12 protein-coding genes are annotated in these 12567 nt (G+C 41.7%); all 12 read right to left on the bottom strand.

What is annotated here, in order from left to right:
- Nucleotides 1–13 precede the first annotated feature (13 nt).
- Nucleotides 14–880: a 4-hydroxy-tetrahydrodipicolinate synthase gene (gene dapA, locus NST57_RS08965; RefSeq protein ID WP_142155096.1), complete on the bottom strand. Its 867-nt coding sequence runs from the start codon at nucleotides 878–880 to the stop codon at nucleotides 14–16.
- Between the two features lie 30 nt (nucleotides 881–910).
- Nucleotides 911–2125 carry an aspartate kinase gene (gene dapG / locus NST57_RS08960; protein ID WP_341298411.1) on the bottom strand — a complete coding sequence of 405 codons (1215 nt, stop codon included), beginning with the start codon at nucleotides 2123–2125 and terminating at the stop codon, nucleotides 911–913.
- Nucleotides 2126–2217: 92 nt separating this feature from the next.
- Entirely contained in the window at nucleotides 2218–3237 is a 1020-nt protein-coding gene (asd, locus tag NST57_RS08955) for an aspartate-semialdehyde dehydrogenase (RefSeq protein ID WP_019744172.1), read from the bottom strand.
- A gap of 139 nt (nucleotides 3238–3376) precedes the next feature.
- The gene (gene dpaB, locus NST57_RS08950) at nucleotides 3377–3970 is read right to left on the bottom strand and encodes a dipicolinate synthase subunit B (RefSeq protein ID WP_017367267.1); all 594 of its coding nucleotides are present in this window, start codon (nucleotides 3968–3970) and stop codon (nucleotides 3377–3379) included.
- Nucleotides 3967–4869, bottom strand: coding sequence for a dipicolinic acid synthetase subunit A (gene dpaA / locus NST57_RS08945; RefSeq protein ID WP_341298410.1), 903 nt, complete (start codon nucleotides 4867–4869; stop codon nucleotides 3967–3969). The genes dpaB and dpaA overlap by 4 nt, the downstream gene beginning before the upstream one ends.
- 123 nt (nucleotides 4870–4992) lie before the next feature.
- On the bottom strand, nucleotides 4993–5265 hold the full coding sequence (locus NST57_RS08940) for a YlmC/YmxH family sporulation protein (protein WP_008344726.1): 273 nt from the start codon (nucleotides 5263–5265) through the stop codon (nucleotides 4993–4995).
- A 61-nt stretch (nucleotides 5266–5326) separates the two neighbouring features.
- Complete coding sequence (gene asnB, locus NST57_RS08935; RefSeq protein WP_142155092.1) at nucleotides 5327–7294, bottom strand: asparagine synthase (glutamine-hydrolyzing); 1968 nt, start codon at nucleotides 7292–7294, stop codon at nucleotides 5327–5329.
- Between the two features lie 12 nt (nucleotides 7295–7306).
- Nucleotides 7307–7861 carry a hypothetical protein gene (locus tag NST57_RS08930; RefSeq protein WP_142155091.1) on the bottom strand — a complete coding sequence of 185 codons (555 nt, stop codon included), beginning with the start codon at nucleotides 7859–7861 and terminating at the stop codon, nucleotides 7307–7309.
- Nucleotides 7830–8825, bottom strand: coding sequence for a hypothetical protein (locus NST57_RS08925; RefSeq protein WP_341298409.1), 996 nt, complete (start codon nucleotides 8823–8825; stop codon nucleotides 7830–7832). Before NST57_RS08925 ends, NST57_RS08930 begins: the two co-directional genes overlap by 32 nt.
- 25 nt (nucleotides 8826–8850) lie before the next feature.
- Nucleotides 8851–10044, bottom strand: coding sequence for an acyl-CoA dehydrogenase family protein (locus NST57_RS08920; RefSeq protein WP_341298408.1), 1194 nt, complete (start codon nucleotides 10042–10044; stop codon nucleotides 8851–8853).
- On the bottom strand, nucleotides 10010–11320 hold the full coding sequence (locus tag NST57_RS08915; RefSeq protein WP_341298407.1) for a type III PLP-dependent enzyme: 1311 nt from the start codon (nucleotides 11318–11320) through the stop codon (nucleotides 10010–10012). Before NST57_RS08915 ends, NST57_RS08920 begins: the two co-directional genes overlap by 35 nt.
- The gene (locus tag NST57_RS08910; protein WP_341298406.1) at nucleotides 11307–12563 is read right to left on the bottom strand and encodes an ATP-grasp domain-containing protein; all 1257 of its coding nucleotides are present in this window, start codon (nucleotides 12561–12563) and stop codon (nucleotides 11307–11309) included. Before NST57_RS08910 ends, NST57_RS08915 begins: the two co-directional genes overlap by 14 nt.
- Nucleotides 12564–12567 lie beyond the last annotated feature (4 nt).

Genomic DNA, 12567 nt, shown 5'->3' with positions numbered 1-12567 from the left:
TTTTTTGTTTTGATCAGCTGTTTAATACGCTGCTTAAATTCAGTCTCTCTTCTTCTGATAAAGGTAAAAGCGGGAGTCGAACGGATCCGACATCTAATCCTTTCAGCTGAAGAGCTGTTTTGACAGGCGTTGGATTTGGCGCTGAGAACAGCTGGTTCATGATCGGCACCAGCTTTTGATGAATCAATGCCGCATTCGCTGTTTGTCCTGAAGCGTAGCTTTTTAGCATTTGCTGCATATCAAGGCCTACGATATGAGATGCCACAGAGACGACTCCTCTTGCACCAATCGCTGCCGCAGGAAGCGTTAGGCTGTCGTCACCAGAGTAAACGTCAAAATCTTCTGGTGTCTCTGCAATGATTTTTGTCATGGCATCTAGATCACCGCTTGCTTCTTTGATTGCGACAATGTTCGGTATTTGCGCAAGCTTAATCGTTGTTTCTGGTGCTAATGAAGCAACCGTTCTTCCTGGTACATTGTAAAGCATGACAGGAAGAGATGTAGACTCGGCAATTGCTTTAAAGTGTGCATACATGCCTTCCTGTGATGGCTTGTTGTAGTAAGGTACGACAAGCATCACTGCATCAACGCCCGCTTCTTCTGCTTTTTTCGTTAGTTTAATAGACGCATTTGTGTTATTACTGCCTGTTCCTGCAATGATTTTACAACGACCATTTGCTAATTTTACCGATTGCTGAAAAAGAGCGACTTTTTCTTCAGTCGATAAAGTTGGCGATTCGCCTGTTGTCCCTGCAACGACTAAAGAGTCACTGCCGTTTTTTAACAAGTAATCAATGAGAATTGATAGCTTTTGGAAATCAATGTTGCCCTTTTTATCAAAAGGTGTAATCATAGCTGTTGCGATATTTCCGAAATTCATTTTTTTCACCTCATCATGATTCAATCACATTTATCTTGAAAGTTCAAACACTTCATGAAGGGCATTGACAGCCGCTCTCATGTTTTCTTCGTTCACTAACACCCAAATCGTCGTATGACTGTCAGCGGACTGTAAGATCGGAATATTTTGCTCAGATAGTGCCGATACAATTTTAGATGTGACACCTGGGACACCCATAATGCCTGCTCCAACAGCTGATACCTTTGCACAGTTTGTCGTGACAATCGGCGTATAGCCCAGATCTTTTAGGATCGCCGTTGCTTTTTCAGTCATTGCACCTGTCACCGTATAGACGATTTCGCTCGGTGTAATGTTGAAGAAATCGACACTGATTTGTGCATTTGCCATTGCTTTAAAGACTTCTGTTTGTACGCTGTACTGTCCCTCTTTAGCTGGGACTTTGATTTGTGTGACATCATTGACATGTGCAATACCCGTAATCAGGCGGTCGTACACATCATGACTCATTTTATCTGAGTAGTGTGATGTCACGAGTGTGCCCTCATCATCAGAGTATGTTGAACGGACCCTCATTGGTACTTTTGCTTGCATGGCAATTTCAACAGCTCTAGGGTGAATGACTTTTGCCCCTTGGTATGCGAGGTTACAAATTTCTGTGTATGTCACGACTCTCAGTGGTTTTGCATTTTTTACGATACGGGGATCTGCTGTCATGACCCCTTCTACATCTGTAAAAATATCGATGAAATCTGCCTGCAATGCAGCGCCTAACGCAGCAGCTGACGTATCACTGCCGCCTCGTCCGATTGTTGTCACGTCTCCATTTTTCGCAGCGCCTTGGAATCCAGCAACGACAACCACATCATGCGCAGCAAGTGCCGCCTCAAGACGTTCACACTTCATATCAATAATTTTCGCATTTGTATGTTCTTGATCCGTCACAAAGCCTGCCTGTGATCCTGTCATCGCAACAGCCTTTAGCCCGTTTTCATTCAGCATACTTGAAAAAACAACAGCTGAAATATTTTCTCCGCAAGACACGAGTAAATCTTTTTCTCGGTTTGTCATATGCTGCGCACTGCCGTAAAGAAGACCAAGCAGCGTATCTGTCGCATAAGGATCGCCTTTTCGTCCCATCGCAGACACGACAACGACCGATTTATAGCCTTTCTCTTTTGCAGATAAGATATGTGCAAGTGCCCTTTTTCTCCCTTGATCATCTTTGACAGATGTACCGCCAAATTTTTGGACAATTATTTTCACTGTTTTCACTCCAAGTTCATTCTGACGTAACAGAAGAGAGTAGGCGAAAGATGCCTAACTCTCTTCTATTCGTCCTCATCATCCATTGAATGTTAAACTAATTTTAATGCTCGTAAGCTTTCTGCAATTTGAACGGAGTTCCATGCAGCGCCTTTTAGCAGGTTATCAGATACAATCCACATATGGAAGCCATTTGGACGATCCAAATCCTTCCGAATGCGGCCGACAAATACGTCGTTTTTACCAACAGCATCTGCAGGCATTGGATAAATTTGCTGAGACGGATCATCTTGTAATGTGATGCCTGGTGCATCTTTTAGGATGGACTTGATGTCATCAACCGTTGCGTCATTTGATTCAAGTTCAACGTAAACCGATTCTGAATGACCCGTTTCAATTGGCAGTCTCACACATGTTGCCGCTACTTGCAGCTCTGGCAAGTGCATGATTTTTTTCGTTTCATTGATCATTTTCATTTCTTCAAATGTATAGCCATTGTCTTGGAATTTATCAATTTGCGGAATCGCATTAAAGGCAATTTGATAAGGCATGACTTCTGGTTTCACATCTTCTTTATTTAAAATGGCTTGCGACTGGCTGTACAGTTCGTCAATGGCTTCATGTCCTGCACCTGATACTGCTTGGTAAGTAGACACAATGACTTTTTTCATGCCATACGCTTGACGAAGCGGTTCTAGCGCCGCCACCATTTGAATCGTTGAACAGTTAGGGTTTGCAATGATCCCTTGATGGTCATGCAAATCTTTTTCGTTTACCTCTGGTACGACAAGAGGGGTATTTTCGTCCATACGAAAAGCACTTGTATTATCGACAACAATTGCACCTCGTTTGACCGCTTCAGGAGCTAGCGCTTTGGAAACATTTCCTCCCGCACTGAATAGTGCAATATTGACCCCTTCAAAGCTTTCAGGTGTTGCTTCTTGAACGGTATACTCTTGACCTCTGAATGTCACTTTTGTTCCAGCAGAACGTTTTGAGGATAGTAGAGTCAGTGTATCCATTTCAAAATCTCTGTCAGCTAGTGTTTTTAACATTTGTTGACCGACAGCTCCAGTCGCTCCAACTACAGCTACATGCAATCCTCTTCCCATCAGTAAAACTCCTTCCGACCCATCCATGATTCTTTTCTTTCGGATGGCCATCCTATGACTTTTTACATTTTATTTTACCATAGAAAAGCAAGGCTTGAAGTACCTTTTTTGAATCTTTCATGATTTTCTAGTGAATCTATTATTCGTTTGATCCAATTAAAATGGGCTGTATTTGTCTATGCTCGAGCGCCTCTTCTACTGTTTTCGTCAGTAGATCCATATGCGCTACCATGGAAGTCGGTTTTTTGAATGGATCATCTTGGCCGAATGGAATAAAGAAAATGTTCTTTGTCGACATGAGTCTCATGAGATTTGTACCATTTAAACCTAGTGCATCATTGGTGGAAATGCCTAAAACGACAGGGCGATGATTACGAATGGTCGCCTTAGCAGCCATTAAGACTGGACTGTCTGTCAGTGCATTTGCAAATTTCGCCATTGAATTGCCTGTTAAAGGCGCAATGACCATACAATCAAGTGGAAGTTTAGGTCCGAGTGGCTCTGCTTTGACGATTGAGTCAATCGCTTGAAATCCTGTCAGCTTCTCAATCCGCTCAATCCAGTCCGCACCTTCTCCGAATCTCGTATTTGTATTTTGCACCGTATACGACACGACAGGACGCACTTCTGCCCCTTCTTTCACGAGTGATTCGATTTGCGGAAAAACGGCTTCGTACGTGCAGTGGGAACCTGTTAAACCAAAGCCGATTCTTTTCCCTTTTAGTGTTGTCATGATTCCATCCCCCTTTTTTCATCCGCAAGTTCACATAAGAGCCCAGAAAGCACTTTTGCAATGATCTGCCCGGCTGTCTTTGGTGCCACAATTCCTGGAAGTCCTGGTGCAAGAAGTGCCTTCACTCCATGCTTTTGTGCAAAGTCAAAGTCTGTTCCACCTGGGCGGGAGGCGATATCCAAAATGAGTGTCTTTGGTGTCATGCTGACGATGACAGATGAATCTAATACTAAGCTTGGAATCGTATTGATGATGATGTCGACATCCGTTACTTCATCTTTTAAACGGTCCATTGAAAATGGATCAAGTCCCATCTCAAAGGCTCGCGCTAAATGGGCTGTATCCGCAGCACCAACTTTCACTTCCGCACCTAGCGCCCGAAATGTGCGGGCAATGGTGAGCCCTGTTCTACCAAGCCCGAGAACAGCGACATGTGACCCATGAATCGTATAATCCGTTTGCTGAATGGCCATCATGATAATCCCTTCAACTGTTGGAATAGAGTTATATATGGCAATATCATCTCGCTCAAACAGCTTCACAAGCTTCCGGTTCACCTGCTTTGCCATATTGTCTAAGTACATATTAGAAATACCTGAGTACAAGGTACAATGTGCAGGGGTTCTTTCTAAATATTTAGCTTCTAGCACGACCTTCTCATTTGAAAAAACGGTGGCAACGACCCCTTCGTCTGTAGCACCTGATACCGGAAGGATCATACTGTCTACCTGCTCAAATGGAAGCTCTGACATTTTCAGCTTTTCAGCACCAATAAATCCATGATCCAGCTGATCAAAACCGACCAAAAACACTTTGGCATGCTGCTGTGACAGCTTGCGAATGATTTCAAGCTGCCTAGCATCTCCCCCGATCACCGCAACCGTTAAACCGCTCAACATACTGACCGTTCACCTTCTTTATTTAAAAAAGTCTGTAATATTTTCCGAATCTCCCTTTCAGCATATGAGGAGAGGATTCAGCCTGTGAACAAATCGGGGAGAGAAAAGAAAAAGAGCACCCTTTTATGATGGGTGCTCTTTTTCTCCGTGCGGCTGAAGTTCTTCAGGCACATCGAGAATGATCATATCTGATCCTATTTTTTGAATGTGATTCCACGGAACGCGGATGTCATTTCCTTGTTTTCGAAAGCCAAACCATTTGACGGAAGGTATGATGAGTGCTGTAATTTGACCGTCCTGTTCATTTATTTCAAGGTCTGTTTGTCCAAGCACGCCAAGCCGCTCCGCTCTTTTAATATCGACGATCTCTTTTCCTGACAGCTCACTTAGCCTCAAAATCGCATCACTCCCCTTCCATATCATATATGCAGCACGGAGGGGGAATAGACCGGGCCTCTTAATGACTAGTTTGGAGCGGAAGACGCGCCCCTTTTATATAGTGATCATGCCATAATTCCAAGTTGTAAAGCATCCACACTTTTTGGTCCGCTCCATTTTTGTTCTTCTGATTCGAATGATGTCGCAAAAATTGTTCTAGCGGCTCTTTTTGAAATAATTGTGTTGCAAAGCTTTGTTGATCAAGAAGTTTCTCTTCGATTTCTTCCATTCTTTTGTTCATCCAATGATACACCGGAACCGGAAAACCCATTTTTCTTCTATATAATATACGCTTATCCACCGTTTGCTCCATTGTCTTTTTTAACATATATTTCGGAATATCTTGGACCTCACTTGTTTTGAGGCTCGATTGGAAAAAAGCTTGCACCCTGCTAGGTAGCCCTTTATAAGGAAGTTTGTACTTGAAAGGCATTTCGTTGACAAATTGGATGATGCGATGATCAAGAAATGGTACACGTGCTTCTAGTCCGTGTGACATCGTCATCATATCAAGCCGGTCTAACAAGTTGGGTAGATGGATTTGTTGAAATAAATAGAGCAGTTTGTTTTCATACGAAGCTCCTTCCATCTCTTTAAAGCACTGGGCGATCAATTTGTTCATGTGCGAATCAGCAGAATCAATTGAATGAGCTTGCTGACCTAAGAGCTGCTCTTTTTCACTATCAGTAAACCAAGCATATCTTTTTTTATAATGTTCCATTTCCCCATCAAGATGGATAAATTGATGCACCTGTTGCTGAAAGGACGGTTCAAATAATACCTTTGAAAGGATGGATGACAGCTTTCGGTTTTTTTGAAGCCATAAAATTTTACGCCAATCTGAAGGACTCCTAAATACACGTCCATACCCTGCAAACAATTCGTCCGCTCCTTCACCACACAAAACAACCGTTACATGCTTTTTTGCTTCACGTGACATATGGTAAAAAGCGACTTCATGAGGAATGGAAAGAGGATGATCTCTTCGTTTCACAACTTCTGGCAATAATTGAAAGTACTCTTCTTCACTCATTCGATGCGAGTGAAGCTTGACGTTGTATTGTTCTGCTGCGAGCTTGGCATAGCTTTCTTCAGAAAAACCTTCCTCTTCAAAGCTGGTCGAAAAACAGTGAATATTCTCGTTCGCATATTTGGACATCAAAGCAACAATAGAAGTCGAATCCACTCCCCCACTCAAAAAAGCTCCTACAGGTACATCAGACATCATTTGTTTTTGCACACTATCTTGAAGTAATTCAAACAATCCCTTTTGATAATAACGTTCTCCTCTGTCAATTCCATCAGATGGGAAAGGATATTGCCAATATGCCTCTTTTGTCATTCCTGTTTCATCTATTTTCAAGATGACCCCTGGGGGTAATGTTTGAATTCCTTGAAAGAAAGTTTGCTCGCCAATCGCATAACGGAAGGATAAATAACTAAGGACAGCCTCTGGCTGAATGGCAATTTGTATATCTGGATGCTGAAGAAGAGCCTTCATTTCCGATCCGAAAATAAGCCCTCCTCTACATTCTGAAACATAAAGCGGTTTAATCCCAGACCGGTCTCTAAATAAAAAGAATTCTTTCTTCTTTTGATCCCATATCGCAGCTGCAAACATTCCATTTAATTGCTCAATAAAAGAAATCCCATATTCTTCATAGCCATGAACAAGTACTTCTGTATCTGTCAGCGTACGAAACGTATGACCTTTATTCCATAAGTCCTCTCTTAATTCTTGGAAATTATAAATCTCGCCATTTAAAATCACACAAATAGACTCATCTTCATTTGTTATTGGCTGCGGCCCAGATTGAATATCGATAATGGAAAGCCGCGTATGAACCAAACCAACTGAGTCGTCTTGATATACACCACTATCATCAGGCCCACGTACACTAAGTGCGTTTTTCATCTTCAGTAAAATGTGTGGATCAAGTGGTGCTTTGTTAAAATGACAATAACCTGCAATGCCGCACATAGACATGGCTCCCTTCCATCAATGATCTGACTGCTGGATCGTCATTGCAAAAATATGCATAAATGGATTATCTTGAAAGCGGATTTCATCAAAAACGATTTTTTGCGAGAAGGAAAGCGAATCAATCCATAGGTTTGATGTCAAATGATGATTGATGCCGGCTACCGTATGAATATAATCAAATGCATAAGCCAATCGATCATCAAATGCAGGTTCACGTTCAATCACATCGGTTAATGAAAGACGAGACTCCAAGACAACGGTCCCCTCTCGTAATAATGTCATCTTTTCGTAGAGATTACCATTAGATGAACAGCCAACGACATGGAGCGCTTCTGCTTCAACTGCCTGAAATTGAATAGACTGGCCCTCTAATTCAATATTGTCTCCTTGATCTTGATAAATAAACTGAAAAGGAATGCCTTCGACCAAAGAGTCTTTCACGTTCATGACCAGCTCAGCCGGCAAAGAAGCCCCGCCAATTGTTAATTGGCCTTTTTCATATTCATTTTGATATGTGATGCCTCTGTTATTGACATAATCATGAAGAGTGAGGGGTTGATAGGTTTTCATTTTGAATCACCTCTTTTAGTTGCGTGAGCAGGCTTGTCTCCACTTCTAATGTTTTTTGAAACCGATTCGACGTCCTTTCAATCATACTGCGAGGATTTTTGCTGAGACCTACTCTAGCCGTAAAATTAGCTAGCACTGTCCAGCTTTGATAAGCATCTTCAAATGCTTGAATAAGGGGTTGTAAATGCTCATTTTCATAAGATGATAAAAATGTCACCATATGTTTTCTGGAGTTGGCTACATCCTTTAGTCCTTCAAAATAAACATTATCCAATAAATTACCATTTTCATTATCTTTGATACTATCAATATAATCTCTTTGAATGACTGAGATAGCACCAAGTCCTGTGACAGCTCCAGGCAATTCAAAATGTGGCGGTGCACCTTCTAATATGGCGACATGTTCCTTTAAAATTTTCATTACATCCGGTTCTTTCTCAAGATCAACCTGTTTGATCCATTTATAACGATTTTCGGTTCGAGGCGTATGTTCGTACACAGAGCGTGCGGCTTTCATCAAATGATCTTTACTCAATGTGCCATGATAGGAATAAGCATGGTCACTGATCACCGCATGATCATCATTCACCTCAAGTACTTCCAATGTATGATATCCGTGTTCTCTTTCAAAAAATGGACAGTACGGTAATTCAAATATATCTAAAGAAACAGACACAGTGCCTCTCTTTGGATGCTGTTTAAATACCCGATTCATATAGAGGTCTAATTCCTCTTCGGTGTAAAAAATTTCTTCTAAATGAATGCCATTATGATGCAGAATATCTTCACGAAAGTGTTTAAAGGAACCGATCAAAACAAATCCTTGGTCTTGAGATCTATAAACAAGACCAGCTTGCCTCCAAATCCTGTCGATTTGAATTCCTTTTCTAAGAAGCATGGCTGCAATCGTTAATTGAGAACAGTTTAAATAATTGTTTCGGTAAATAGGTGCTGCAGTAGCCACATATGTCTCCTCCTTTTTTACGCCATCATACCCAGCGATTTTTTAACGGGATAATGCCCAGCTCTTTTTTCGCAATCACTTCTTTTAATACATCTTCTGAAGGTGGATGAAATTTTGCCGCTTTCACATCTCGGCTTAAGCGCTCGAGCAAAGATCCTTGCTGTAATGAAGAAAAACCCTCGACCTGAGAAGCCAGCTCCACGATTTCTTCTGCCGCCTGCGTCACAAAGTGTTTAGTAATAAGCGTCTTCGTATACAACTCACTCGAGTAATGAGTTTGTTGCTTTTCTCGATCTGCTTGCTGGGCACAGGCCATGAGCTGAGAATGTGCAACATCTAATTTCATTTTCATATCTGCAATACGAAATTGTTGACCTGGTAAAAAGGCTGATTTCTTCTTAGAAATTCGATCATTCCTTTTATATGCCATACCGAGGGCATGTTCATATGCTGCCTTTGCAATCCCGTAATAAACAGCGGTAACAGCTAAACGAAACCAATAGATTAAATGTTCAGTATCTTCTATTGCGTAGCCTTCCCGCCCGATGAGCTGATGATCGGGTATAAACACTTGATCAAAATGAATGTGATGACTCATCGATGCTCTCATTCCCGAATAATTCCACGATTCCTCCACCTCAGCACCTTCACTCGGTAATGTCATTAAGAGCGCCGTCATTCCATATTGAGATGTGCATGACGACGGGGCATACTCACAATAGATTGGTAAATATTTAATGCGCGGTGCACCTGTCACAGTAAACTTAGTTCCACTCACAAGATATCCGCCATCTGTTTTTTCGGCGGTGATGGTTGGAATTCCCTCCATTTGCTTTCGCTGATAAATAAAAATCACATTCGGATCGCTGACAGAAGCGATGAACTCTCCTGAATGCCGAATATCGTTAAATACCGAAGCCTGCTGCTCACTTGTCAGCACTTCAGAAAATGCGCCGAGCGAATAGTAATGCATCGCCATAATGAGGCCTGTTGACGCACACCCTTTAGATATGTGTGACAACAAGGTGATCGTTTCTTCAAATCCATATCCAAGACCTCCGTCTTGTTTCGGCATATTGGCGACATGTAATCCACAATCAATCAGCTCGTCTAGATTCTGATGTGGGAACCGAGATTCGGCATCTAGCTGCCCTGCTCTTTCTGAAAATTGGAGAATGAGACGATCAATCGTTTCTTGTCGAAGCTCTGTCAGTTTCATTTCCACCCCTCCTTTGTCTAAAGAGTGATCTATTTTGTTTCCATAAGAGATCTTCCGGGGTCCCTCTATCTCGCACAACATAATCGTTCCCCTCAAACAAAAGTAGCTCAAGCGGAGCAGAATGACCTAAAAACAAGGTAGGGCTGTAGCACAGTCCATATGCACCAGATTTCTCAATACAAAGAAGATCCCCTACTTCCCCTTGCGGAAGCTCCACCTGCCTGCCAATTAAATCTTCCGGGGTACAAAGTGGACCAACAATTGATTGTTTCACTACGTCTGCGGTGTTGCTGGAATGTTTGATGAGCCGCATAGGGTAATTATTGCGGAGCAGTCTGCCTCTAAACGTCATCGCTTGATGATGATGCATCCCACCATCTGCTATTAAAAACGGCTGCCCTTTTGATTCTTTTACATATTGTATGGTTGTTAAATAAACACCACATTCTGCTAAAAGAAATCTCCCCATTTCTATAATAAATCTCGGAAATTCAAGCTCCGTTTCATATGATCTAATCAAATCCGCTACGTGTTGAAATAGCCTTTTAGCATGAAGCGGGGTTTCATGCTGAAAATACGGAATGCCAAAACCGCCACCTAAATCAACCATCTGGCATGTTCGTCCATATTCATTCTTGATTCGAACAGCTGTGTTAAGTGTGTATTCAAACGATGATAAAAGCGATGTTTCATCAAGAACTTGAGTTCCCAGATACATATGGATACCTTTAAATAGCAGCGAATGATCATACTTCTGAAACAGATCAAATACATCATTCAGTTTAGATTCATCTATTCCAAATGGACTTGGAACTCCACCCATTTTTATTTTGGCTCGTGACTCAATTGATTCTGGATTGATCCGAATGCCTACTGATGCCTGCTTGTCTTGACGTTTTGCAGACTCAGCGATGTAGGTGAGTTCTTCCTTAGATTCGGCGATAATACAATAGATCTCATGCTGAACAGCGGTATCAATCTCTTCCTTCTGCTTACCCGGTCCAGAAAAAATGATATGCTGCGGTGAATAACCTGCTTTTATCGCCATGAAAAGCTCTCCTTCAGAAGCCACTTCTATACCAGCCCCAAAAGACCGTAACAATGATGCAATCGAGACATTTCCATTGGACTTAAATGAAAAGAACACCTCAGCTGTTTGATGGAGCCATGATGTAATGTGCTCATAGTGCTCTTTCAATGCATCTCCATCGTATACATACATCGGCGTCCCATAACGATTCGCTTTCTCTAAGAGCGTAAAGTCATTTTCCAGCACATCTCCTCCTCCTTTCTGATGAAAATTCCATCTCATCAAACATTGTCAGCATATGAATCTGCTTGTCCTTCTTCATATGGTAAAACAAGATAAACAATCGATAGTGCCACGTATCATCAGATCTCGTCTTACCAAAAGTATAAATAAAGAACCCGCCATCTTCTCCCGGATTGAGTGCTTCTGTTACCTCCGTTAAGACATCTTCAAATGGCAGGTCAGCGCTGCATGAGAATCGTTTAAAGCGGCTTTCGATATATTCGTAAGTTGAAAAAAAACGACAAATCAGTGGGAGTAAATAAGTGACCTGTGTGAACCGGGCATTTAGTTCGATGATCGGTATGAGCTGTTCATTTTCATCAATAATTGAATCGACACCAACCACACCACGATACCCTTCATCATAAAGAAGCTCTATGATTCGATGCATGCTTGCTTCGTATTCACGTTTTTTGTCCAATTCATACACAGGCGCAAAATCCGTGCCTAAGTAAATGCCGTCCTCATTGATTTTCTGCTCTGTAATGGAGAGTAAGTGTGACCCCTCCTCTTGAATGAGCAATTGGGCATTTAAGGACCGTTTAATCGGATGCCATCCCTCTAAGAGCAAATCCGTTTCGATATTCCTTCTTTCAATAAAGGTCAGCAGCTGCATAAATTCTCGGTCATTTTTTAAAATACGCAGCCCCTTCCCAGATGATCCATAAGGTATTTTCAGAACCATTTTTGAGAAATTCTTCGCCTTTAATTCTTCATACGTCTGTTTTAATTCGTCAGCATGATGACAGATAGCGCCGCATGTGACGTTAAACTGATGTTCTTCTGCCCATCTTCTAGTAGAAATCTTATGATTGAATCGCTTTACGAGTGTAGCATTTGAGCCGTATATTGTTCTTTTTTCAATCAATGCTTCTTTTTCAAGTGATTCATCTAAAAGATACGGTACAATAAGTCCAGTTAATTTAAATGAATGGTCTAGTTGAGTCATATGCGGAAGCTGGACACCTTGATTTTCCAAATAGGCTAAAAAAGCTTTATCAGGCTGATGATGCAAGATGACATGATGCTCTTTAGATGCAATCAAAAGCAGCTGCTGTTCTTGCTGAAGAACCAGTTCATTTTGAACATGATCTGTCATGACTGGTAAAGCTCTTGTTTGATCCCAGCTCTGTTCTTGATTCATATTCCCATACCAAATCACGTCATTTCTTCCCTTAAAATCAAATAGCGATGCCGGATCTTTCATGACA

The sequence above is a fragment of the Bacillus sp. FSL M8-0077 genome, from assembly GCF_038050255.1.
In the GTDB taxonomy this organism is placed as follows: Bacteria; Bacillota; Bacilli; order Bacillales; family Bacillaceae; genus Bacillus; species Bacillus altitudinis.
The sequence above is the reverse complement of the archived record's forward strand: the minus strand, read 5'-3'. Positions and strand labels throughout refer to the sequence as shown.

What these genes read in the sequence shown, in the direction of transcription:
- dapA (WP_142155096.1), bottom strand. Translation starts at nt 880, where the DNA reads ATGAATTTCGGAAATATCGCAACAGCTATGATTACACCTTTTGATAAA.
- asd (WP_019744172.1), bottom strand. Translation starts at nt 3,237, where the DNA reads ATGGGAAGAGGATTGCATGTAGCTGTAGTTGGAGCGACTGGAGCTGTC.
- dpaA (WP_341298410.1), bottom strand. Translation starts at nt 4,869, where the DNA reads ATGTTGAGCGGTTTAACGGTTGCGGTGATCGGGGGAGATGCTAGGCAG.
- NST57_RS08910 (WP_341298406.1), bottom strand. Translation starts at nt 12,563, where the DNA reads ATGAAAGATCCGGCATCGCTATTTGATTTTAAGGGAAGAAATGACGTG.
- dpaB (WP_017367267.1), bottom strand. Translation starts at nt 3,970, where the DNA reads ATGACAACACTAAAAGGGAAAAGAATCGGCTTTGGTTTAACAGGTTCC.
- asnB (WP_142155092.1), bottom strand. Translation starts at nt 7,294, where the DNA reads ATGTCTATGTGCGGCATTGCAGGTTATTGTCATTTTAACAAAGCACCA.
- NST57_RS08930 (WP_142155091.1), bottom strand. Translation starts at nt 7,861, where the DNA reads ATGAAAACCTATCAACCCCTCACTCTTCATGATTATGTCAATAACAGA.
- NST57_RS08920 (WP_341298408.1), bottom strand. Translation starts at nt 10,044, where the DNA reads ATGAAACTGACAGAGCTTCGACAAGAAACGATTGATCGTCTCATTCTC.